Annotated in this window: 22 protein-coding genes; 11 read left to right on the top strand and 11 right to left on the bottom strand. The window is 74.0% G+C overall.

What is annotated here, in order from left to right; translation table 11 throughout:
- The 8 genes from AH6_RS03375 to AH6_RS03340 form a co-directional block, all read right to left on the bottom strand.
- On the bottom strand, nucleotides 1-335 hold a 335-nt coding region (locus AH6_RS03375; protein ID WP_067473288.1), incomplete at its 3' end, for a hypothetical protein.
- Complete coding sequence (locus AH6_RS03370; protein ID WP_218005691.1) at nucleotides 332-1696, bottom strand: FliI/YscN family ATPase; 1365 nt, start codon at nucleotides 1694-1696, stop codon at nucleotides 332-334. The genes AH6_RS03370 and AH6_RS03375, both read right to left, overlap by 4 nt.
- Nucleotides 1693-2379: a FliH/SctL family protein gene (locus AH6_RS03365; RefSeq protein WP_067473285.1), complete on the bottom strand. Its 687-nt coding sequence runs from the start codon at nucleotides 2377-2379 to the stop codon at nucleotides 1693-1695. The genes AH6_RS03370 and AH6_RS03365 overlap by 4 nt, the downstream gene beginning before the upstream one ends.
- Entirely contained in the window at nucleotides 2363-3376 is a 1014-nt protein-coding gene (gene fliG / locus AH6_RS03360) for a flagellar motor switch protein FliG (RefSeq protein WP_157431233.1), read from the bottom strand. The genes AH6_RS03365 and fliG overlap by 17 nt, the downstream gene beginning before the upstream one ends.
- A 2-nt stretch (nucleotides 3377-3378) precedes the next feature.
- A complete protein-coding gene (gene fliF / locus AH6_RS03355) occupies nucleotides 3379-4989 on the bottom strand; it encodes a flagellar basal-body MS-ring/collar protein FliF (protein ID WP_067473279.1) in 1611 nt (536 codons plus the stop codon).
- The gene (gene fliE / locus AH6_RS03350; RefSeq protein ID WP_067473275.1) at nucleotides 4989-5294 is read right to left on the bottom strand and encodes a flagellar hook-basal body complex protein FliE; all 306 of its coding nucleotides are present in this window, start codon (nucleotides 5292-5294) and stop codon (nucleotides 4989-4991) included. The genes fliF and fliE overlap by 1 nt, the downstream gene beginning before the upstream one ends.
- Nucleotides 5291-5698: a flagellar basal body rod protein FlgC gene (locus tag AH6_RS03345; RefSeq protein WP_067473272.1), complete on the bottom strand. Its 408-nt coding sequence runs from the start codon at nucleotides 5696-5698 to the stop codon at nucleotides 5291-5293. The genes fliE and AH6_RS03345 overlap by 4 nt, the downstream gene beginning before the upstream one ends.
- A 2-nt stretch (nucleotides 5699-5700) precedes the next feature.
- Nucleotides 5701-6048 carry a flagellar basal body rod protein FlgB gene (locus tag AH6_RS03340; protein WP_067473269.1) on the bottom strand — a complete coding sequence of 116 codons (348 nt, stop codon included), beginning with the start codon at nucleotides 6046-6048 and terminating at the stop codon, nucleotides 5701-5703.
- 195 nt (nucleotides 6049-6243) lie between these two features.
- On the opposite strand from AH6_RS03340, the gene AH6_RS03335 reads away from it, so the two are divergent.
- Nucleotides 6244-7194, top strand: coding sequence for a peptidoglycan-binding domain-containing protein (locus AH6_RS03335; RefSeq protein ID WP_067473266.1), 951 nt, complete (start codon nucleotides 6244-6246; stop codon nucleotides 7192-7194).
- Between the two features lie 43 nt (nucleotides 7195-7237).
- Nucleotides 7238-8512, top strand: a complete 1275-nt coding sequence (locus AH6_RS03330; RefSeq protein WP_067473263.1) for a lamin tail domain-containing protein — start codon at nucleotides 7238-7240, stop codon at nucleotides 8510-8512.
- Between the two features lie 68 nt (nucleotides 8513-8580).
- On the opposite strand, the gene AH6_RS03325 is transcribed toward AH6_RS03330, so the two are convergent.
- On the bottom strand, nucleotides 8581-8778 hold the full coding sequence (locus tag AH6_RS03325; RefSeq protein WP_067473260.1) for a hypothetical protein: 198 nt from the start codon (nucleotides 8776-8778) through the stop codon (nucleotides 8581-8583).
- Nucleotides 8779-8991: 213 nt separating this feature from the next.
- Here AH6_RS03325 and AH6_RS03320 point away from each other — a divergent pair, with 213 nt between their 5' ends.
- From AH6_RS03320 to AH6_RS03285, 8 genes are all read left to right on the top strand, one after another.
- Nucleotides 8992-9354, top strand: a complete 363-nt coding sequence (locus AH6_RS03320; RefSeq protein ID WP_169807791.1) for a response regulator — start codon at nucleotides 8992-8994, stop codon at nucleotides 9352-9354.
- Nucleotides 9355-9359: 5 nt separating this feature from the next.
- Complete coding sequence (locus tag AH6_RS03315; protein ID WP_067473294.1) at nucleotides 9360-9734, top strand: response regulator transcription factor; 375 nt, start codon at nucleotides 9360-9362, stop codon at nucleotides 9732-9734.
- The gene (locus AH6_RS03310) at nucleotides 9731-10819 is read left to right on the top strand and encodes a HEAT repeat domain-containing protein (protein WP_067473255.1); all 1089 of its coding nucleotides are present in this window, start codon (nucleotides 9731-9733) and stop codon (nucleotides 10817-10819) included. Before AH6_RS03315 ends, AH6_RS03310 begins: the two co-directional genes overlap by 4 nt.
- Entirely contained in the window at nucleotides 10816-12372 is a 1557-nt protein-coding gene (locus AH6_RS03305) for a glycosyltransferase family 2 protein (protein WP_067473252.1), read from the top strand. Before AH6_RS03310 ends, AH6_RS03305 begins: the two co-directional genes overlap by 4 nt.
- The gene (locus AH6_RS03300; protein ID WP_067473249.1) at nucleotides 12369-14396 is read left to right on the top strand and encodes a HAMP domain-containing sensor histidine kinase; all 2028 of its coding nucleotides are present in this window, start codon (nucleotides 12369-12371) and stop codon (nucleotides 14394-14396) included. The genes AH6_RS03305 and AH6_RS03300 overlap by 4 nt, the downstream gene beginning before the upstream one ends.
- Nucleotides 14397-14500: 104 nt before the next feature.
- Nucleotides 14501-16087, top strand: coding sequence for a methyl-accepting chemotaxis protein (locus tag AH6_RS03295; RefSeq protein WP_067473246.1), 1587 nt, complete (start codon nucleotides 14501-14503; stop codon nucleotides 16085-16087).
- Between the two features lie 31 nt (nucleotides 16088-16118).
- Nucleotides 16119-16478 carry a hypothetical protein gene (locus tag AH6_RS03290; protein ID WP_067473244.1) on the top strand — a complete coding sequence of 120 codons (360 nt, stop codon included), beginning with the start codon at nucleotides 16119-16121 and terminating at the stop codon, nucleotides 16476-16478.
- 245 nt (nucleotides 16479-16723) lie between these two features.
- On the top strand, nucleotides 16724-16963 hold the full coding sequence (locus AH6_RS03285; RefSeq protein WP_245679157.1) for a DUF7455 domain-containing protein: 240 nt from the start codon (nucleotides 16724-16726) through the stop codon (nucleotides 16961-16963).
- Between the two features lie 86 nt (nucleotides 16964-17049).
- Here the strand turns inward: AH6_RS03285 and AH6_RS03280 are convergent, their stop codons facing one another.
- On the bottom strand, nucleotides 17050-17469 hold the full coding sequence (locus AH6_RS03280; RefSeq protein ID WP_067473241.1) for a CBS domain-containing protein: 420 nt from the start codon (nucleotides 17467-17469) through the stop codon (nucleotides 17050-17052).
- Between the two features lie 104 nt (nucleotides 17470-17573).
- On the opposite strand from AH6_RS03280, the gene AH6_RS03275 reads away from it, so the two are divergent.
- Nucleotides 17574-19958 (top strand): putative bifunctional diguanylate cyclase/phosphodiesterase, encoded by a 2385-nt coding sequence (locus AH6_RS03275; RefSeq protein ID WP_067473238.1) that lies wholly within the window; start codon nucleotides 17574-17576, stop codon nucleotides 19956-19958.
- Here the strand turns inward: AH6_RS03275 and AH6_RS03270 are convergent.
- Nucleotides 19948-20721 (bottom strand): sulfotransferase family protein, encoded by a 774-nt coding sequence (locus tag AH6_RS03270; protein WP_067473236.1) that lies wholly within the window; start codon nucleotides 20719-20721, stop codon nucleotides 19948-19950. The genes AH6_RS03275 and AH6_RS03270 overlap by 11 nt on opposite strands.
- Between the last annotated feature and the right edge of the window lies 1 nt (nucleotide 20722).

Below are 20722 nucleotides of genomic sequence, written 5' to 3'. Positions count from 1 at the left end.
CGCTCGCCGAGCCGCTCGACGGCGCGGCGGCGGCCGCTGGCGGCCGTCCAGTCGGTCATGCGGGCCTGCGTGCGCCCGCGCGCCTGCGCGGCGAGGTCCTCGGCGACCGCGAGCTGCGCGGCGAACGCGCTGCGCGCGGCCATCGCGGCGGTGAACGCGGCGGCCTCCGACGGCAGCGGATGCACGACCCGCACGTCCAGCTCCCGGTCCAGGCGCTGGGCGTGCTCGGCGGTGGTGACGGCCTCGGAGCGGGCGCGCACCACCTCCGCCTTGGCGGCGTTCTCCTGGGCGCGGCGTGCGCGCAGCACCGTCGCGAGGCGGAAACGTCGGCTCACGGCTCTCCTTGGGCGAGCAGGTCGCGCAGCCCGGACCAGGCGTCGGCCGCGGTGCAGCGCTCGTCCATGTCCTGGCACAGGAAGGTCTCGATGCGCGGCCACAGGGCACGCGCGAGGTCGGCGTCGGGGTTGGTGCCGGGCACGTAGGCGCCGATCTCGACCAGCTCGCGGACGTCGCGGTGCGCGGCCAGCAGCCGCCGCAGCCGGGTGGCGTCGGCGCGCTGCTCGCGCGTGGTGACGGCCTTGGCGACGCGCGACACCGACTCCAGGACGTCCACGGTCGGGAAGTGCCCGGCGGTGGCGAGCCGCCGGTCCAGCACGATGTGGCCGTCCAGGATGGAGCGGGCGGAGTCGGCGATCGGCTCGTTGTGGTCGTCGCCGTCGACCAGGACGGTGTAGAGGCCGGTGATGCTGCCGGTCTCGCCGGGCCCGGCGCGCTCCAGCAGGCGCGGGAGCATCGCGAACACCGACGGCGGGTAGCCGCGGGTGGCGGGCGGCTCCCCCGCCGACAGGCCGACCTCGCGCTGCGCCATGGCGGCGCGGGTGAGGCTGTCCATGAGCAGCAGCACGTCGCGGCCGGTGTCGCGGAACCACTCGGCGATGCGGGTGGCGACGAAGCAGGCCCGCAGCCGCACCATCGGCGGCTGGTCGGAGGTCGCGATGACCACCACGGCGCGGGCCAGGCCCTCGGGCCCCAGGTCGTGCTCCAGGAACTCGCGCACCTCGCGGCCGCGCTCGCCGACCAGGCAGACGACGGTGATCTCCGCCTCGGTGCCGCGGGTGATCATCGACAGCAGGCTGGACTTGCCGACGCCCGAGCCCGCGAAGATGCCGAGGCGCTGGCCGCGCCCGGCGGTGGTCAGGGTGTCCAGCGCGCGCACGCCGAGCGGCAGCGGCTCGCCGATGAGCTGGCGGCGCAGCGCGGGCGGCGCGGCGGCCTCCACCGGCACGGTCGGGCAGCCCGCCAGCGACGGGCCGTCGTCCAGGGGGCGGCCGAGGCCGTCCAGGACGCGGCCGCGCAGCCGCTCGCCGACCGGGACGCGCAGGCCCGCGCCGACGGCGGATGCCGGGACGCCCGCGCCGATGCCGGTGAGGTCGCCGAGCGGCAGGCAGGCGAGCCGGCCGTCCTGGACGGCGACCACCTCGGCGGGCACGGCGTCCGGCCCGTCGCCGAGCAGCACCAGGTCGCCGACGCCGCCGCCGATGCCCTCCACGGTCACCGAGAGGCCCACCACGGCGGTGACCCGGCCGGTGACGCGCGGGCGCGCGGCGCGCAGGGCCGTCGCCAGCCGGCCGTCCAGTCCGCCCGTGGAGCGCTCGCTCGCCGGGAGGGTGGTTCCGGAGCCGAAAGGGGGGTTCACAGGCCGAGTGCCTCCTTGACGCGCCCCAGGGCGCTGTCCAGCCGGGCGTCGATCGCGGTCGCTTCACACTCGGCAGCCGCGTCGCCGGGCTGAAGGTCCGCACCTGTGACGAGCGTCACAGTCCGGCCGCCGATCTCGACCCGGCCGTCGCCGTCGCCGCCGGTCAGGGCGGCGTGGTCGGCCGGGTGCAGCCGGACGGTCACCGGCAGGCCCGCCGGGGCGAGCGCGAGCGCCCGCGCCAGGGCGTCGCCGCCGGGGTCGGCGGCGGTCGCCAGCTCGCGGCCCACGATCGCCTCGGCGATCTGGAACGCCGCCCGCACGACCTGGTCCTCCAGCTCGGCGGCGGTCGGGACGACCCGGCCCTCCAGCCGCCGCGCCGCCCCGTCGAGCGCCGCCAGGGCCCGCACGGCGGCCTCGGCGCGCTCGATCTCGGCGGCCTCGGCGGCCCTGGCGCGCTCGGCGGCCTCGGCCTCGGCCGCCTGCCGCGCCTGCGCGCGGCCCTCGGCCCAGCCCGCGGCGTAACCGGCGGCCTGCGCCTCGGCGCGGGCGGCGTTCAGCAGCCCGGCGGGCAGGTTCGACGCGGTGGAGAAGTCGGCGCCGAAGGTGGCGCGGCCGATCTGCCCGGCGTCCGCGCCGCGCAGGACCGTCCCCATGCCCGTCGCCTGCTCAGGAGACGAACTCATCCTCGTCCCCCCGCCGGACCACGATCTGGCCGGATTCCTCCAGCGCCCGGATCTGGTGCACGATCTTGGCCTGGGCCTCCTCGACCTGGCGGATGCGGACCGGGCCGAGCAGCTCGATCTCCTCCACCAGGTTCTCGGCGCCGCGCTCGGACAGGTTCTTGGTGATCTTCTGGAGCACCGGCTGCGCCACGCCCTTGAGGGCGGTGGCGAGGTCGGCGGTCTCCACCTGCCGCACCACCAGCTGCACCGCGCGGTCGTCCAGGTGCACGATGTCCTCGAACATGAACATCCGGCTGCGGACCTCCTCGGCCAGCTCGGGGCTGCGCCCCTCCAGGCCCTCCAGGATCAGCCGCTCGGTGACGCGGTCGGCACGGTTGATGATGTCCACCAGCGGTTGCAGGCCGCCCACCGCCGACAGGTCGGCCGGCTGGAGCACCGACGACAGCTTGCGCTCCAGCAGCGCCTCGACCTGGCGGATGATGTCGGGCGAGGTCCGGTCCATCACCGCGATGCGGTGCGCCACGTCGGCCTGGAGGCCGGCGCTCAGCCCCGACAGGATCTGCGAGGCCAGGTGCGCGGGCAGGTGGGCGAGCACCAGCGCGATGAGCTGCGGGTGCTCGTCCTGCACGAACGACAACACCTGGCGCGGGTCGGCGCGCTGGAGGAAGCTGAACGGCAGGTCCACCAGCGACGCCGACAGCCGGTCGACGATCTCGCCCGCGCGCTCGCGGCCGAGGGAGGCCTCCAGCAGCTCGCGCGCGAAGTCCATGCCGCCCTGCCCGACGTACCGGTGGGCGGTCGCCATGTCGCGGAACTCGGTGAGCACCTCGCCCGCGGTCTCCGGCTGGACGGCGCCGAGCCGCACGATCTCGGCCGACAGCTCCTCGACCTCCGCCTCGCGCAGCTGGGACAGGACCTTGGCCGAGTCCTCCTTGCCCATCTGCACCAGCAGCACCGCGGCCTTGCGCAGGCCGCTCATCGCCTCGGTCTGGGTCATCGTCAGCTCCTCCGGTCGGCGAGCCAGCCGCGCAGCAGCTGGGCGACTTCCTCGGGCTGGCGCTCGACCATGTCCGAGATCTCACCGCGGAGGGCCTCGCGGTCGGCGCCCGACGAGTCGGCGGGCTGCTTGGGCGCGTCGCCGGCGGCCGGGAGCGCCTCGCGCTCGGCGGACTCCAGCGCCTGGGCCTGCGCGCGGTCCAGCGCGGCCTGCATCTCCTCCAGCCGCGCCATCTCGTCCGGGGTGAGCTGCGCGCGGCGCCGGCGGCGGGCCCGCAGCCCGGCGAGCAGCGCCAGGACGACGATCCCGGCGATGGCCCCGCCGGTCTTGAGCATGGTCGCCTGCTGGGCGGCCTTCTCGGCCTTGGCGGCGGTGGCCGCCTCGGCGGCGGTCCGGTTGGCGGCGGTCTGGTCGAAGGGCATCTGCGACACCTGGATCGTGTCGCCGCGCTTGGTGTCCAGCCCGGCGGCGGCCGAGACGAGCTGCTCGACCTCGGCCGTCTGCACGGCGGTGGGGGCCTTGCCGTCCACCAGGACGGCCACGTTCAGCTTGCGGACCTGGCCCGGCGCGGCCTGGCGGGTCTCGGTGACGGTGCCGACGGCGTTGTCGCGGGTCTCGGTGGCCGACTTGTAGTTGCCGTTGCCGTTGCCGCCCGCCGGGACCTGGATGTTGTCGGGGCCGAGCACGCCGCCGACGGCGGTGCCCCCGCCGGTGTAGGCCTCCTCCTTGCGGGTGGACGACAGCGGCGGGACCTTCGGGTCGTTGACGTAGCGCTGGGTCTTGGACTCGGTCTTGTCGAAGTCCAGGTCGGCGGTGACCTTGACGGCCGCGTGGTCCTGGCCGAGCACCTTGCCCAGCATCTGCTGGATGGAGGAGCCCATCTGGTTCTCGAACGCCTGGGTCTGCTGGGTGCGCTGGTCCCCGGCGGCCGACAGGTCGCCGTTCTGGCCCGAGGACAACACCTTGCCGGTGGAGTCGGCGACGGTGACGTTGGCGGGGTCCATGCCCGTGACGCTGGAGCCGACCAGGTTCACCACGGCCTGCACCTGCTGGTTGCTCAGGGCCTGCCCGGACTGGGTGGTCACCAGCACCGACGCGGTCGGCTTGGCCGCGTCCTCGGTGAACACGTCCTTCTCCGGCAGCGCGAGGTGCACGCTGGCGGCGCTCACGCCCTCGATCGACTTGATCGTGGTGGCGAGCTCGCCCTCCAGCGCGCGCTGGTAGCCGACGTGCTGCATGAAGTCGGAGGTGGTGATGCCCTGCTTGTCCAGCAGGGTGTAGCCGGTGTCGTCCTGCTTGGGCAGGCCCTCCCCGCTCATCTTCAGGCGCAGGTCGTACACCTGCGCCTGCGGCACCTGGATCGTCTGGCCGCCGTCGGACAGCTTGTAGGGGACGCCGTCCCCCGACAGCTTGTCGACGATCGCGCTGGCGTCGGTGCTCGACAGGTTGGAGAACAGCGTGCCGTAGGACGGCTGGGACGCCCACCGGTAGAAGAACAGGCCGCCGACCAGCAGCACGGCGGTCACGCTGATGGTGACCGCCTTCTGGCCGGTGCTGAAACCGGTGAAGGTCTGCCAGAGGCGGCGCAGCGCCGCCAGAGCGCGCTCCTGCATCAGGCCTGCATCCTCATGATCTCGTTGAAGGCGTTGACGGCCTTGTCCCGGACGGCGACCGTCAGCTGGGTGGCGAGCGAGGCCTGGGTGCTGGCGATCATGTAGTCGTGCACGTCGGTGAGCGAGCCGGTGGCGGCCTGCACGCCGAGCGTGTCGGCCTTGGCCTGCGTGGCCTGCAGGCCCTCCAGTCCTTGGGCGAGCATGTCGGCGAAGCCGGCGCCGCCCGCCGCCGCGGTGCCGCCGACCGCGGTCGCCCCGGCCGGGGCGGTGACGGCGCCGAGCGCGCCGATCGCGTTGATGGTCACACGTTCCTCCCGAGCTGAAGGGCGGCCTGGTAGGCGTCGACGGCGCGGCTCGCGACCGACAGGTTGGCCTGGTAGGACCGCTGGGCCATGATCAGTTCGCCCATCTGGGCGCCGAGGTCGATGTCGGGGTAGCGCACGTACCCGTCGGCGTCGGCCAAGGGGTTGTCCGGCTCGTGGACGAGCCGCCCCTCGGCGCTGCCGAGGGTGATCCCGGCGACCTGGACGCCGCCGTTGCCGGTGCCGTAGTCGACGGCCTGCGCGCGCACGTAGCGGGCCTGGAAGGCGTTCCCGCTGGTGGGGGACGCGTTGTTGACGTTGGCGATGTTGTCCGACACCGCGTCCAGCCACTTGCGGTACACCGTCACGCCGGTGCCGGCGATGCCGAGCGCTCCGAACATGGCCATGGTCAGGCCCCTCCCTTGATCACGTCGCGCAGCTGGCCGAACTTGGCGTCCATGGCGCGCAGCAGGGCCTGGTAGCGCAGGCCGGTGTCCATCTGGGTCAACGTCTCGTGGTCGAGGTTGACGTTGTTGCCGTTGGTCCGGGTGGGCTCCAGCGAGCGCGCCACGGTGGGCTGCGCCGCGCCGGGGTCGCCGTCGCCGAGGCTCTTGCTCAGGGCGTCCTCGAACTCGACGCGGCCGGCGAGGAAGCCCGGGGTCTCGACATTGGCGATGTTGTCGGCGGTCACCCGCTGCCGCTGGGCCAGCCCCGTCAGCCCGACCCGCAGGGCGCTGGTCGTGACGTCGTCGAACACGCACGAGCTCCGTTCACAGTGTTCCGGCTGCCATCCGTGGCGACGTGGGTGAGCGCTCCCTGCTCGTGAGGCCCCATCGGACGCCCGGCTGCGTTCCTAAGGGATTCCGAATATGGGGTGACGGACGGAAATTTCTCAACTCCGGACAGTGACCGCCGATACGGCGAGAAATTCGCACCAACCGGAGGATTCGTCATGCGCACTTTGGTCCGGCCCCGCCTCGCGGTCCTCCTCGCGGCGGGGGTCGCGCTCGCCGTCCCGGCGGCGGGCGCGGTCCCGGCCGCCTCGGCGGCGGCGAAGATCGTCGCCCCGGCCGTCCCCAAGGGCCTGCCGGGCGCCATCGAACAGCCCGCCCGCTACGTCCCGCAACACTCCTGCGATCCGGTCGTCCGGTCCGGCGCCCAGAAGCTCGGGCGGCTGCTGGCCAAGACCTACCCCGGCACCTCCGCCGGGGAGGTGCGCCCGTGCGGCGACGGCGGCAGCGAGCACTTCGAGGGCCGGGCGGTCGACTGGATGGTCGGCTCCGGCAAGGCGGGCAAGGCCCGCGCCGACAGCCTGATCCGCTGGCTGCTGGCCACCGACTCGGCGGGCAACCAGTACGCGATGGCCCGGCGGCTCGGCGTCATGTACCTGATCTGGGACAAGAAGATCTACGGGCTCTACCGGCCGCAGGACGGCTGGCGGCCCTACGCCTGCTCGGGCGTCACCGCCTGCCACCAGGACCACGTGCACCTGTCGCTGAGCTGGGAGGGCGCCATGGGGCGGACCTCCTACTGGAGCAAGCGCGCCGCCGCGCCCGACTACGGCCCCTGCCGCCCCGCCGACCTGAACTGGGCCGGGCGCTACACCGGCCCCCGCACGACCCCCTGCCCGTCCTACCCGCGCGTCGCCGCGCCCGCCGGGGCGTCCGCCCAGACGGCCCGGCTGTTCCGGTACTCGGGCGCCTACCTGCTCCCCGGCGCCACCGGCCCGATCGTCACCACCGTCCAGAAGGCCTTCAAGGTGCGGGTGAGCGGCTCCTACGACGCCACGACCCGCCGCGCGGTCACCGCCTTCCAGAAGGGCAAGCGGCTGCCGCAGACCGGCCGGATGAACAGGGCCACCTGGCGCGCCCTGCTCGCGACGGTGACGCCGTCCAAGCGCTGAGCCGGTGATGCCCACAACCTCCTTGGATAAGGCGGCCTGACAGATGTTGTCCTCTTTTCCCATCAACCGGCGCGTCGGCGCGGTCGCGGTCCTCGGCGTGCTCGTCGCCGGGACGGCCCTCGCGGGCGGCGCGGCGGACGCGGCCGGGCAGACCAAGCGCGGCGGCGGCACCGTCACCAAGGTCGCCGACGGCGACACCCCCTACGTCGGCGGCAAGAAGCCGACCGACCGGGTCCGCCTGCTCGGCGTGCAGGCCACCGAGACCTCGCACGCGGGCGTCGGCAAGACCTGGTGCCACGGCGGGGAGGCCAAGAAGGCCCTCGCGAGCCTGCTGGTCGGCAAGAAGGTGCAGCTGCGCTCCCTGCGCGGCGGCCGGAACGCGGACGGGCGGTTGTACCGCTCGGTGTTCCGGGTCGACAAGGGCGGCCGGTACCTCGACGTGCAGGCCGAGCTGTTGCGCCGGGGCCTGGTGATCTGGCACCCGACCAACGACGAGTGGACCTACAACCGCGCCTACCACGTGCTCGCCGACCAGGCCGCCGCCGCCAAGCGGCGCGGGACGGTCTGGGACGACGACTGGTGCGGGGCCGGACCCTCGGCCGGGGCGAAGCTGCGCGTGTGGGTCAACTGGGACGCGCCCGGCGACGACTCCAAGAACGCCAACGGCGAGTACGTGGTCGTCAAGAACGACGGGCCCAAGGGCGTCTCGCTCGCCGGCTGGCACATGCGCGACCTCAGCCTCCAGATGTACACCTTCCCGCGCGGGGCCTACCTGCCCCCGTGGGGCCGCGTCGTGCTGCGCGTCGGGAAGGGGAAGTCCACGGCCTCGACGTTCTACTGGGGGTTGTCGAGCCCCCGGTTCACCAACGTCGGGTCGGCGCCGGGCATCGGCAACGGCGCGTACCTGCTGGACCCGCAGGGCGACTTCCGCGCGTGGTTCACCTACCCGTGCGTGGTGAACTGCTCCGACCCGCTGAAGGGCCGGATCTCCATCACCGACGTGCACTACGACCCGCGCCAGGCGGGCGAGTACGTGAAGCTGCGGCTGTCGCCGTCGGCGCCGCGCTCCTCCCTGGAGGAGTACCTGCTGACCAGCGGTTCCTACACCTACCGGTTCCCGGCGGGCGCCTACCTGAACCCGGGCGAGACGGTCACGGTGCACACGGGGTCGCGTCCGGCGGGGGCGGCGGCGTCGCGGCTGGACCAGTACTGGGGACTGCCGCGCCGCATCTTCGACAAGGCCGGGGACTCGGCGGCGCTGAAGACCTACCGGGAGGTCCGGGTGGCGTGCCGGTCCTACGGTTCGGGACGCTGCTGAGACGCGGAACGGCCGCCGCCCCCGGAATGGGGGCGGCGGCCGTTCGCCGTGCCGGGGGTCAGGCGCGGTCAGACCAGGGCGATGTCCTGCTCGACGGCCACGGCCATCTGGTACAGGTCGAACCAGGTCTCGTCGTCGGCGGACGCGGGGATCCAGGCCACGCGGACGCGGTGGCGCTCCTCCTCGTAGCCGAGGGCGTACATCCGCTGGGACCGGGCCCAGCGCTCGTCCAGTGTCCGCGTGATGCGGGCGAAGTCCGGGGGCATCACCGTCTCCTCAATCCGTTGATCTTCTCACCCGTCAGTCCGTTGGCGGGCGGCGGCCATGGTGGGGGCGCGTCCGCAGGATCGGCCGCGGCGGGAGCCGTTCCCGGTGCCGGACGGTGGCGGGACGGTTGCCCCGCCCGGCACACTTCCGTCACCGATTGGTAACGTTGAGTGACAGGACCGCTGAGCAGGACCGCGAGATCGGACGGGGCCGTGCCGGAACCCACAGTGCTGGTGATTGAGGACGAGCAGGACGTCCGCAATCTGCTGGCGCACTACTTCCAGGGCTTCGGCTGCGTGGTGCGCACCGCCGACACCGGCGAGGAGGGGATGACGCTGGCGACCGACGACCCGCCCGACCTGGTGGTGCTGGACGTGCGGCTGCCGGGCGTGGACGGGCGGCAGGTGGCCCGGCTGCTGCGCGCCGACCCGCGCACGCAGGCCATCCGGCTGGTGATCACATCGGTGCTGGACCAGGAGGACCTGGCCGACATCGACGCCGACGGCATCCTCGCCAAGCCGTTCCGGCGGGACGACGTGCGGCTGCTGGTCGACGCGCTACAGGGAAAGGGGTGACGCCGATGGCCACCGTGCTGGTCGCCGAGGACGACGCCGACATCCGCGACCTCATCGTCTTCAAGCTGGAGCAGGCCGGGCACACGGTCATCGCCGTGGGGGACGGCCGGACCGCGCTGCGCGAGGCCAGCGCCCGCTCCCCCGACATCGCCCTGCTGGACGTGATGATGCCCGGAATGTCCGGTATTGACGTGTGCCGGGCGTTGCGGGCGCAACCGGCCACCCTCGCGCTGCCGGTCATCATGCTGACCGCGCGCGCCCAGGAGAGCGACGTGGAGACCGGGCTGGCCGCCGGCGCCGACGACTACATCGTCAAGCCGTTCAGCCCCCGGGAGCTGACCAGCCGCGTCCAGACCGTGCTGACGCGGGCCTGGGCATGACCGGTCTCGGCTCGGTCACGACGGTCGTGACGGTGGTCGCCCTCGTCCTCGCCTGCGCCGTCGTCCTGGGCCGCCTCGCCCACCGCCTCGGCGGCCGGCGGGACGCGCGGCTGGCCGCGCAGGAACGCCCATGGCTGCTGCAGCTGACCGGCGGGGAGGGCGACCCGGCCGAGCCGCTGGAGCGGCTGGCGGCCCTGGACCGGCGGCGCTGGCGGGCGATCGCCCCGCAGGCGGTCAAGCTGCTGGCGCTGGTCCGGGGGCGCGGCCACCAGGCGCTGGCCGAGCTGTTCGAGCGGCGCGGCCTGGTCGGGCAGGCGCTCGGCCGCCTCTCCGGCCCCGGCCCGATGCGCCGGGCCTCGGCCGCCCACCTGCTCGGCCTGGTGGCCGAGCGCGAGGCCGTCCCGAAGTTGTGCCGGCTGCTGGGCGACCGCGACCCCCAGACGCGGGCGGTGGCGGCGCGCGCGCTCGGCCAGATCGCCGACCCGGCGGCGGCCGAGCCGCTGGTCGAGTCCCTGGCGTCAGCGCGGCCCGTGCCGACGCACGTGGTCGCCCGCGCGCTGATGCGCATCGGGGACCCGGCGCGGCCCGTGCTGGTCGAGGCGCTCGCCCATCCCGACCCGGCGGTGCGGATCACCGCCGTCGTCGTGCTCGGGCACACCGCGCCGGTCGCCGCCGTCCCGCCCCTGACGCGCACGCTCGCCGACGACCCCGACGACGAGGTGCGGGTGAACGCCGCGCGGGCCCTCGGCCGGATCGGGACGCGGGCGTGCCTCGCGCCCCTGGCCGAAACGGCCGCCGGAACGGCGCCGCAGGCCGTGCGCACCGCCGCGGTCGAGGCCCTGGGCGACCTCGGCTCGCCGGAGGCGGTGCCGGTGCTGCGGCCCCTGCTGGACGCGCCCGAATACCGCCTGGCGCACGCCGCCGCGTACACGCTCACCCGCCTCGGGGACACCGGCCGCCGCGAGCTGGCCGCCGCCGAGGCCGCCGGGCCCGACGACCCCGCCGCCCCGCACGCCCGCGAGGCCCTCGCCGTCCTGGCGCTCCGCGAGGACGCGCGCCCGATCGCGGGGCCCGCCGAGCGGTGATCACCACGACGGGCCTGGGCACGGCGCTCGCCGCCATCGACCTGCTGCTGCTCCTGTACTTCCTGTGCGTCAACTCCAGCTACCTCGCCCTGATCCTGCTGGCCGCCCGCGACGCGGCGCACCAGCACCGGCGCAGCGCGTTCGGCGGCTACGAGGACCTGTACACCAACCCGCTCGCGCCGGGGATCAGCGTGATCATGCCCGCCCACGACGAGGGGGTCGGGATCGTCGACTCGGTCCAGGCCATGTTGTCGCTGAACTACCCGTCGTTCGAGGTGGTGGTGGTCGACGACGGCTCCACCGACGACACCTTCGAGCGGCTGCGCGCCGAGCACGACCTAGTGCCGGTGCCGCGCGTGGTGCCCGACGAGCTGCCGGTGTGCGGCGAGGTCATCTCGACGCACGTCCCCGCCGCTGGGACCGCGCCGCTGCTGGTGGTGCGCAAGCACAACGGCGGTCGCGCCGACGCCGTCAACGTGGGCGTCGCTTTCGCGCGCAACCCGCTGGTGTGCATGGTCGACGCCGACTCGCTGCTCGATCCCGACGCGCTGCTGGCGGTCGCCCGGCCGTTCTCCGACGACCCCTGGCGGGTGGTCGCCACCGGCGGGGCGATCCGGATCGCCAACGGCTGCCAGGTCGTCGCCGGGCGCGTCGTCGAGGCCCGCATGCCCGCCCGCTGGTTGCCGCGCCTCCAGGTGGTGGAGTACCTGCGGGCCTTCCTGCTCGGCCGCACCGGCTGGTCGCGGCTCGGCGGCCTGCTGATCATCTCCGGGGCGTTCGGGCTGTTCCGGCGCGACCTGGTGGTGGAGATCGGCGGCCTGGACACCACCACCATCGGCGAGGACGCCGAGCTGGTGCTGCGCCTGCACCGGCACCTGCGCGACCGGCGCCGCGACTACCGGATCGTGTTCGTCTCCGAACCGGCCTCCTGGACCGAGGCGCCCGCCACCCTGGCGGTGCTGGGCCGCCAGCGCCGCCGCTGGCAGCGCGGGCTGGCCGAGCTGTTGTGGAAGCACCGCGCGATGATCGGCCGCCCGCGCTACGGCCGCGTCGGGATGATCACTCTGCCCTACTACATCCTCTTCGAGCTGGCCGCGCCGGTGATGGAGCTGGGCGGGCTGCTGCTGATCCCGCTGGCCTTGTTCGTGGGCGTCGTGTCCCCGGCGTTCGTGCTGGCGTTCGTGCTGGTCTCCTACGGCTACGCCGTCCTGGTGACCTTCGCCGCCCTGGTGGTGGAGGAGTACGCCTTCCGCCGGTACACCCGCTGGCGCGACCTCGCCGTCGCCGGGGGCGCCGCGCTGCTGGAGAACATCGGGTACCGCCAGCTCCTCGCCTGGTGGGGCCTGCGGGGCATCGGCTCGGCCCTGCGCGGCGGCGAGCGCGTGTGGGGGGTCATGACCCGGCAGGGCTTCCAGACGGGGCCGCCCGCGCCGCCGTCCACGCCGCCGGTGCCGCCGTCCACGCCGTCGTCCACGCCGTCGTCCGTGCCGCTGTCCAAGCCGTCGTCCACGTCGTCGTCCATGCCGCGGTCCGCGGGAGACCGGGAGCCATGAGGGAGTGCACCAACAGCGTCGCCGGGCTGCTGCGCCGCACCTTCGCGACCCTGATCGCGCTGGTGCTGCTGTCCGGCGCGATCGCCGTCGGCGAGTCCCAGCGCCACCAGGCGGCGCTGGACCGGCTCACCGAGCACACCGTCCCGCTGCGGCTGAACAACCTCCAGCTGCGCTCGACCATGGGCGACGCCACCCGCGGGCTGCGCAACCACATGCTCTACAAGGCGCCCAAGACCCTGTACGACCAGGCCCGCCAGCAGCACGCCCAGTACCTCCAGGCGATGTGGCGCTACGCCGACGCCCCCGCCGAGCGCGTCGCCGTCGGCCGCCACCAGGAGCTGACGCGGGCCTGGTTCGCCTACGCCGAGAAGGTCGACGACACGCCGCCCACCGATCCGCGCCTGCGCCAGTACGCCGAGAACAGCCGGCTGGGCTACGAGCGGATCCTGGGCGCCATCGACGCCCTGGAGGGCCGGCTGGACCGCGAGACCGACGACCTGGAGGACCAGGTCCGCCGCGAGCAGTTCTGGAGCAGGCTGGCGGTGATCCTGGTCAACCTCATCGTCGCCGTGCTGGCGGTGTTCACCTCCGTGCGCACCTACCGCGCCCTGGTCGGGCCGTTGCAGAAGATGGCCCGGACCGTGCGCCGCCTCGCCGCCGGACGGCGCGACGAGCGGGTGGTCATCGAGGGCCCGACCGAGATCTGCGCGCTCGGCACCGCGATCAACAACATGGCCGACGAGGGCGGCCGGCTGCGCCGCGCCGAGGCCGAGCGCGTCCGGCTGATGGGGACCGCGCACGACGCCGTCGTGCGCATCCGCGAGACCCTCGACACCGAGGCGGTGGTGCGCGAGGCGGCCGCGGCGCTCGGCTCCGGGCTGCCCGCCGACACCGTCTGCATCCACCTCGTCCAGGACGGGACGATCGGCCCCGCGACCGTCGAGTGGCACAACGGCGCGCTGGTCTCGGAGCCCAAGCAGTTCGAGCCGGTCCCCGCCGAGGTGGTGCACCGCCTGTACCGGCGGCGCCTGACCTCCTACGGGCACGCCCAGTCGCCCCCGGCCAGCGTCAACAGCGTCGTCGCCGAGGGCCTGCGCCGCCTGGGCGACGTGAACTACCTGGTGGTGCCGTTCGGCTCCGGCGACCAGGCGCTCGGCGCCTTGCTGCTGCTGCGCTCGGCCCGCCAGGGCCCGTGGACCGCCAGCGAGATCGAGACCGTCAGCACCGTCGGCGCCGACCTCGGCCGCGGCCTGGAGCACGCGCGCCTCTACAACCGGGAGCGGCAGCTGGTGGAGGAGCTGCGGACGCTGGACGCCGCCAAGACCGACTTCATGTCCACCGTCTCGCACGAGCTGCGCTCGCCGCTCACCAGCATCGCCGGGTACGTGGAGCTGCTGCGCGACGAGGACGGCGGCGCCGTCAACCCCGCCCAGGACCGCATGCTCGACGCCATCGAGCGCAACACCACCCGGCTGCGCATCCTGATCGAGGACCTGCTGACGTTGTCGCGCATCGAGGCGGGCGCGTTCCGCACCGTCCGCCAGCCGGTCGACCTCGGCGAGATCGCCGTCGCCGCCGCCGACTCGGTGCGCCCGACGGCGGCCAAGAAGGAGATCGACCTGCGGGTGTCCCACCCGGACGGGCCGGTCGTGGTCGACGGGGACGTCAACCAGCTCGACCGGGCCGTGGTGAACCTGCTGTCCAACGCCGTCAAGTTCACCCCCGAGGGCGGCCGGGTCGGGCTGGAGGTGCGGGTCGAGGACGGGCACGCCGCCGTCGCCGTCAGCGACAGCGGGATCGGCATCCCCGCCGCGGAGGTCCAGCGGATGAACGAGCGGTTCTTCCGCGCCTCCAACGCCACCGCCCGGTCCATCCCCGGCACCGGCCTCGGCCTGTCGATCGTGCGCAGCATCATCGCCAACCACTCGGGCACCTTCGCCCTGGAGTCGGTCGAGGACGAGGGCACCACGGTGACGCTGCGCGTGCCGATCAGCGAGCGGGACGACGACGCCGAGCAGGACTGAGGAGCCGGGCGGGGGCAGGACCGGGGCCCGTTTCCTCAGGTGGGGGCGGGGGTTGCCGATGGAGGGGACGCCGCTACCTCATCTGCGTGGAAAAAGGGTTCCTCATGCGTCGCTTCATCAGTGACCTGTCACTGGGCTGGAAGCTGCGGGCGGGCTTCGGCGTCGTCCTCGCCCTGCTGCTCCTTCTGGTCATCGACGGTTTCACCGTACGTGCCGATCTCAACTCCTCCAGCGAGGAGATCATCCAGAAGGTCGACCCCAAGGCGCGGGCCGTCGCGCTGCAGCAGTTCCGCTTCTCCGACATCTACGGCCTCCAGACCGCCTACACCGCCGCGAGCGGGAACCAGCTCGACCGCCTGCGCCAGGACTACCTGGAGGCCGCGGAGGTGGCCGACAAGCAGCTGAAGGAGGTCGAGTCCATGGCCTCCTCCACCGCCCAGCGGGCCGCCGCGCAGGACATGCGCACCGCCTTCGAGCAGTTCACCTCCATCGACGACCAGGCGTGGTCGGCGGTGCAGGCCGGCAAGCGCGACCAGGCCGCCCACGTCGTCAACGTGCTGGAGCAGGCCCCCTACGCCAAGGCCCTGTCGTCCGCCGCCGCCTACGAGAAGGCCGTGACGGCCGAGCGCGACGCGAAGACGGCCGACCTCGACGCGCTCCAGAAGTCCGCCAACACCCGGGAGATCCTCCTTTCGGTGCTGGCGATCGCCCTCGCCATCGGCTGCGTCGTGCTGCTCAGCCGGCTCATCCTGCGGCCGGTGAACCGTGCCGTTCAGGTGCTGGAGGAGGTCGCCGAGGGTGACCTGACCTCGCGGATCGGCACCGCCCAGCAGGACGAGATCGGCCGGATGAGCGCCGCGCTGGACAAGGCGCTGGACCGCATGACCGAGACCCTGCGCGGCATCGCCGGCAACAGCGGCGAGGTGAACCAGGCCGCCGCCGACCTCACCGGCCTGGCCCGGGGCCTCGGCGACGACGCCACCAGCGCCGCCACCGAGGTCGAGGGGGTGGCCTCGGCCGCCGCCGAGGTCTCCCACCACCTGGAGAGCGTGGCCGCCGGGTCCGAGGAGATGGGCGTGTCGATCAACGAGATCTCGCGCAACACCTCCGACGCCGCCACGGTCGCCAACACCGCGGTCACCAAGGTCAGCGCCGCCACCGAGACGGTCGCGCGGCTCGGCGAGTCCTCCGCGCAGATCAGCAACGTGGTCAAGCTGATCAACTCGATCGCCGAGCAGACCAACCTGCTGGCCCTGAACGCCACCATCGAGGCCGCCCGCGCCGGCGACGCGGGCAAGGGCTTCGCGGTCGTCGCCAGCGAGGTCAAGGACCTCGCCCAGGAGACCGCCAAGGCCACCGAGGACATCTCCCGCCGGGTGGACGCGATCCAGAACGACACCGCCGACGCCGTCGCGGCGATCGACCAGATCTCCGAGGTGATCAGCAAGATCAGCGAGGCGCAGCAGACCATCGCGGCGGCCGTGGAGGAGCAGACCGCCACCACCGGCGAGATGAACCGCGGCGTCGCCAGCGCGGCGGGCGGCAGCGGGCAGATCGCCGCCAGCATCCACGGGGTGTCGGACGTGGTCGGCCGGACCCGCCTGAGCGCCGAGCGCTCGCGCGAGGCGGCCGGGCAGCTCGCCCGGATGAGCGAGGACCTGCAGAACCTGGTCGGCAAGTTCAGCTTCTGACCAGCGGGGAAAGTACGGGGAAGGAGGGACGATGGCATTCGGCGGACTCCTCGGGCGCGCCAGGAACATCCCACTGGTGTCCCTGGCGGCCCCGCGCGGCGGCGGGCGGCACGAGCGGCCGGCCGGACGGGCGGCGGACGTCCCGGCGGCTCCGGCGGTCCCTGCGGCTCCGGCGGTCCCAGGGGCCCCGGTGGCTCCGGCCGGTCCGGCGGTCCCGCTGCCCCGGTTCGTCACGGCGGGCTTCACGCCCGCCCAGCTCGCGGCACGGGCCTGTGCCTCCTGCCACAAGCGGTGGCCGCGCCCGCGCATCGCCGCGGCGATGACGACCGAAGGCCACGTCCTGCGGATCTGCCAGGGCTGCCGGCTCATCGGCGAGGCCACGACCGACTGAACGCCCCTCCCCCACCCCCGAACGGGCCTGCGGCCGACCGCAGGCCCGTTCGCCATGTCCTTCGAGCGCCATGTCCACGATCGCCGCCCGCATGATCAGGTCGCCCGCAACCGTCCTGCACCCGTCGTGCCCGCCGCCTGCTACGCACGGAGGGCGGAATGGAGTCATCAGCTCGGCCGCCGCTCCCGGCGGCCGAAGGTGAGACAAGCGACCGGCCCCGCCGCGCGGGGCGTTGGAGGTGGACCATGAACACGATGATCCAGCACGTCCGGCCCAGCGAGCCGCTGAAGATCGCCGACCGGTGCGACCGGTGCGGCGCCCAGGCCTTCGTCCGCGTCGAGTTCGACGGGCTGGACCTGCTGTTCTGCGGTCACCACTACCGGCGGCACGAGATGGCGCTGCTGAACCGCGTCCCGCACGCGCACGTGCACGACGAGCGCGACCGCATCAACGTCAAGCCCAGCGTCTCGGCCAACGCCGACTGAGCGGACGGGCCGGCGCCCGTCCGCCGCCGGGGCCCCGCAGACCGGGGTCTCGCAGATCGGGGCCCCGCAGGCAGGGGCCGCGCGGATCAGCGCTCGGCGTAGACCGACTCCACGAACGCGGCGAGCCGGTCCTCGGGCAGGTGGCGGGCGAGGTCCGCCTCGCTGATCATCCCGACGACGCGGTCCTCCTCCAGCACCGGCAGGCGGCGGATCTGGTGGCGCTGCATCGTCTCCAGCACCTCGCTCACATCCGAGGACGCCTGCACGGTGTGCGGCTCCCGGGACGCCAGCTCGCCGGCGGTGGTGCGCCGCGGGTCGCCGCCGGCGGCCACGCAGCCGATCACGATGTCGCGGTCGGTGATGATGCCCCTCAGCGCGCCGCCCTCGTCGCAGATCGGCAACGAACCGATCTGCTGGTCCCGCATGATCTGGGCCGCCTGGCGCAGATCGGTGCCCTCACTGACGCAGTGCACGCCGGAGTTCATCAGCTCTTGTGCGGTGGTCATCGAGTCCCCCTGACTCTCGGTGACGATTCGGATACAACCCGTCATACCCCTACCCATGGGCCCAGCCCGTCACGCACGCCCCCCAAGAACGGAGGATCATCACGATGAGCGGCGCCGCTCTGCACGGCCTCACCTCGGTGCGGCCGCGCCGCGTCCGCGGCTGGGCGGCGTACCTGCTGGCCAGCGCCGCGCTGGTCGCCGTCGCGACCGTGCTGCCGCCCGCGCCCCAGGCGCTGGCGTGGCTGGCGCTGCAGGGGGGCTCGGCCGCCGCCGTCGTCGTCGGCGTGCACCGCCGCCACCGGCTGGCCCCCTTCTGGCCGTGGCGGCTGCTCAGCGCCACCGTGACGTTCGCCTGGGCGGCCTCGGCGCTGCCGTGGGCGTTGTGGACGCTGACCGGCGAGCGCGCCTTCCTGCACACCTACCAGCTCGGCTCGCTCGGCGCCTACGCCCTGGCGATGGTCGCGCTGCTGCGGCTCAGCTCCACCCCCGGGCGGCCGCGCTGGGCGGGCATGCTGGACGCCGGGATCATCACCGTCTCGGTCGCGATCCCGTACGTGACCCTGCTGGTCGATCCGATGATCGACCGGGGCGGGCACCAGGGCACCGCCCTGGCGTTCGCGCTGATCATCCCGTGTGTGGACCTGCTCCAGTTCGGGGTGGTCGCGCGGCTGGCGCTGCTGGTGCGCGAGTGCCCGGCCTGGTTGCGGCTGTTCCTGGCGTCCTACCTGTCGATGTTCGTCAGCGACGCGCTCTCCCTGATCGACCAGGCGGCGGGGCGGGGGCCGGGCCTGGCGACCATGACCGCCTGGATGGGGTGGTGCGTGCTGGCGGGCTGCGCGGCGCTGCACCCGAGCGCGCGGCGCTCCGTCGATCCGCCGAGCACGCCGCTGGCGAGCCGCACCCGCACCGCGACGTTCCTGCTGCTGGCCCTGCTCGGCCCGATCGGCGCGCTGGCCGGGCGCGCCCTGCTGGGCACCGACACCGCCGCCCAGTCCTACGAGACGCTGCTCATCCCCGGCCTGACCATCGTCCTCGCCGTCCTGCTGGTGTTACGGCTGAACACCGCCACGCACGTCGCCGAGGAGCGCGCGGCCGCGCTGGACCGGCAGGCCGAACGCCTGGTGACGCAGGCCGCCGCGCTGAGCGCCACCCTGCGCGAGCAGCAGCTCCTCCAGCGGCAGCTCGCCTACCGCGCCGGGCACGACGCGCTCACCGGGCTGGCCAACCGGAGCCTGCTGGAGGAGGCGCTGCGACGCGCCCCGCACTCGGGTGGGCCGCCGCCCGCGCTGCTCCTGCTCGACGTGGACGGTTTCAAGGACGTCAACGACACCTACGGCCACCCCACCGGCGACCGGCTGCTGATGCTGGTGGCGCAGCGCCTGCGCCGCTTCTCCCAGCCCGGCGGCACCCTGGCCCGGCTCGGCGGCGACGAGTTCGCCCTGCTGCTGCCGGTCGCGGACGCCGGTGCGGCCGTCGCCGTCGCCGAGAAGGTCCTGGCGGGGCTGCGGACGCCCTACCTGTGCCCGGAAGGGGAGTTCCACCTGAGCGCGAGCGTCGGGGTCCTGGCGGGCACGGCGTTCGCGCAGGCCGCCGACGCCCTGCGCGATGCCGATCTCGCCCTGTACGCGGCCAAGAACGCGGGCAAGGACCGGGCCGTGCTGTTCGAGCCGGGGCTCCGCGAGGCGCAGCTGCACCACAGCCGCATCGTGCACGGCCTGCGCCGCGCCATCGACCGCCGCGAGCTGGCGGTCCACTACCAGCCGGTGGTGGACCTGTGCAGCGGCCGCGTCCACGCGGTGGAGGCGCTGCTGCGCTGGACGCCGCGGGACCGCCCCCCGGTGCCCCCGGCGGAGTTCATCCCGATCGCCGAGGAGTCGGGCCTGATCAACTCCATCGGCCTGTGGGTGCTGGACGAGGCGTGCGCGGCCGCGAGCGCCTGGCACGCCGGGCACGGCCTGTACGTCACCGTCAACGTCTCGGGCCGCCAGCTCCGCGACCCCGGCTTCGGCGGCGTCGTGCTGGAGACGCTGCGCCGCCACGGCCTGCCGCCGTCCGCGCTCGTGCTGGAGATCACCGAGAGCATGTTGCTGACCGGCACCCCGGCCGAGTCCCGCCGGGTGACCGGCGTGCTGGCCGACCTGCGCGAGGAGGGCGTGCGCATCGCGCTGGACGACTTCGGCACCGGCTACTCCTCGCTGGCCTACCTGCGGGCCCTGCCGGTGGACGTGCTCAAGATCGACCGGTCGTTCACCGCCGCGATCGGGGACCGGCGCCAGCAGCGGGCGCACGCCTTCACCGAGGCGATCCTCAACGTGGCCGCCAGCCTGGACCTGCGGACCGTGGTCGAGGGCGTGGAGCGCACCGAGCAGATCAGCGCGCTGCGCGGCATGGGCTGCCCGCTGGTGCAGGGCCACTACTACTCGCCGCCCGCGCCGCCCGCCCGCATCGACGAGCTGCTGCGCGAGCAGCCCTGGGCGGTCACCGGCTGAGGTCGGCCGGCGGGCGGCCCGTCCGCACCGTGCGCCAGAACGCCCGCCAGAACCGGCCCCGGTCGTTGGCGCGCGGGAACGGCTCGTCGGGGACGGGCACGCCGAGAAACGCGCACAGCGGCGGCCAGCCCTCGGACACCTGGTAGACCAGCAGCCGGTCGGCGGGGATCTCGGCGACGACGGCGGCGTTGTGGCGCTCGAAGTAGGCCAGGGCCGACGCGCGGTCGAAGGCGATGTCGCGGCGGTCGCGGTTCAGCGCCTCCAGCATCCGGGTGAACGCCACCAGCCGCACCACGGGCTGCGCCACCCGCCGCACCAGGGGCCACCGCACGGGCCGTGCCGCCGCCCGCGCCACCGGCGGCGGCGTCGCGAGCCGCGCGGCCACGGGCAGCGCCAGCCGCAGCGGCGGGCCGAGCAGGGGATGGCGGAGCAGGCGCGGCAGCCGGAAGATCGTCGAGCGGGCGCTGGCGTACCACCGCTCCGGATCCCGCACGGACAGGATGATCTTCGCGTCGGGGTAGCGGCGGGCCAGCTCGCGCCAGTACACCGCGACCGGCAGGTCCACGCAGGCCCGGTAGCCGCCCAGGACGGCGTCCCAGTCCGGCCCGCGCCCCTCGGCGACCTCGGTCCACGACCGCGCGCGGTCGGCGTCGGCCAGCACCTCGAACATGTGGTGGCACGGCGCGAACCCGAGCCGCTCCAGCGCCGCCTTCAACGAGCCGGTCCCGGTCCTGCCGAGGCCCGCCCCGATCACCTGCACCATG

Source organism: Actinomadura hibisca NBRC 15177, from assembly GCF_001552635.1.
Taxonomy (GTDB): domain Bacteria; phylum Actinomycetota; class Actinomycetes; order Streptosporangiales; family Streptosporangiaceae; genus Spirillospora; species Spirillospora hibisca.
The sequence above is the reverse complement of the archived record's forward strand: the minus strand, read 5'-3'. Positions and strand labels throughout refer to the sequence as shown.

Bases quoted from the DNA above. Each gene is read 5' to 3' on its own strand.
- AH6_RS03285 (WP_245679157.1), top strand. From the start codon at position 16,724: ATGAACACGATGATCCAGCACGTCCGGCCCAGCGAGCCGCTGAAGATC.
- AH6_RS03330 (WP_067473263.1), top strand. From the start codon at position 7,238: ATGTTGTCCTCTTTTCCCATCAACCGGCGCGTCGGCGCGGTCGCGGTC.
- AH6_RS03325 (WP_067473260.1), bottom strand. From the start codon at position 8,778: ATGCCCCCGGACTTCGCCCGCATCACGCGGACACTGGACGAGCGCTGG.
- fliG (WP_157431233.1), bottom strand. From the start codon at position 3,376: ATGACCCAGACCGAGGCGATGAGCGGCCTGCGCAAGGCCGCGGTGCTG.
- AH6_RS03275 (WP_067473238.1), top strand. From the start codon at position 17,574: ATGAGCGGCGCCGCTCTGCACGGCCTCACCTCGGTGCGGCCGCGCCGC.
- AH6_RS03365 (WP_067473285.1), bottom strand. From the start codon at position 2,379: ATGAGTTCGTCTCCTGAGCAGGCGACGGGCATGGGGACGGTCCTGCGC.
- AH6_RS03335 (WP_067473266.1), top strand. From the start codon at position 6,244: ATGCGCACTTTGGTCCGGCCCCGCCTCGCGGTCCTCCTCGCGGCGGGG.
- AH6_RS03295 (WP_067473246.1), top strand. From the start codon at position 14,501: ATGCGTCGCTTCATCAGTGACCTGTCACTGGGCTGGAAGCTGCGGGCG.
- AH6_RS03280 (WP_067473241.1), bottom strand. From the start codon at position 17,469: ATGACCACCGCACAAGAGCTGATGAACTCCGGCGTGCACTGCGTCAGT.
- AH6_RS03270 (WP_067473236.1), bottom strand. From the start codon at position 20,721: ATGGTGCAGGTGATCGGGGCGGGCCTCGGCAGGACCGGGACCGGCTCG.
- AH6_RS03310 (WP_067473255.1), top strand. From the start codon at position 9,731: ATGACCGGTCTCGGCTCGGTCACGACGGTCGTGACGGTGGTCGCCCTC.
- fliF (WP_067473279.1), bottom strand. From the start codon at position 4,989: ATGCAGGAGCGCGCTCTGGCGGCGCTGCGCCGCCTCTGGCAGACCTTC.
- AH6_RS03300 (WP_067473249.1), top strand. From the start codon at position 12,369: ATGAGGGAGTGCACCAACAGCGTCGCCGGGCTGCTGCGCCGCACCTTC.
- AH6_RS03345 (WP_067473272.1), bottom strand. From the start codon at position 5,698: ATGGCCATGTTCGGAGCGCTCGGCATCGCCGGCACCGGCGTGACGGTG.
- AH6_RS03315 (WP_067473294.1), top strand. From the start codon at position 9,360: ATGGCCACCGTGCTGGTCGCCGAGGACGACGCCGACATCCGCGACCTC.
- AH6_RS03290 (WP_067473244.1), top strand. From the start codon at position 16,119: ATGGCATTCGGCGGACTCCTCGGGCGCGCCAGGAACATCCCACTGGTG.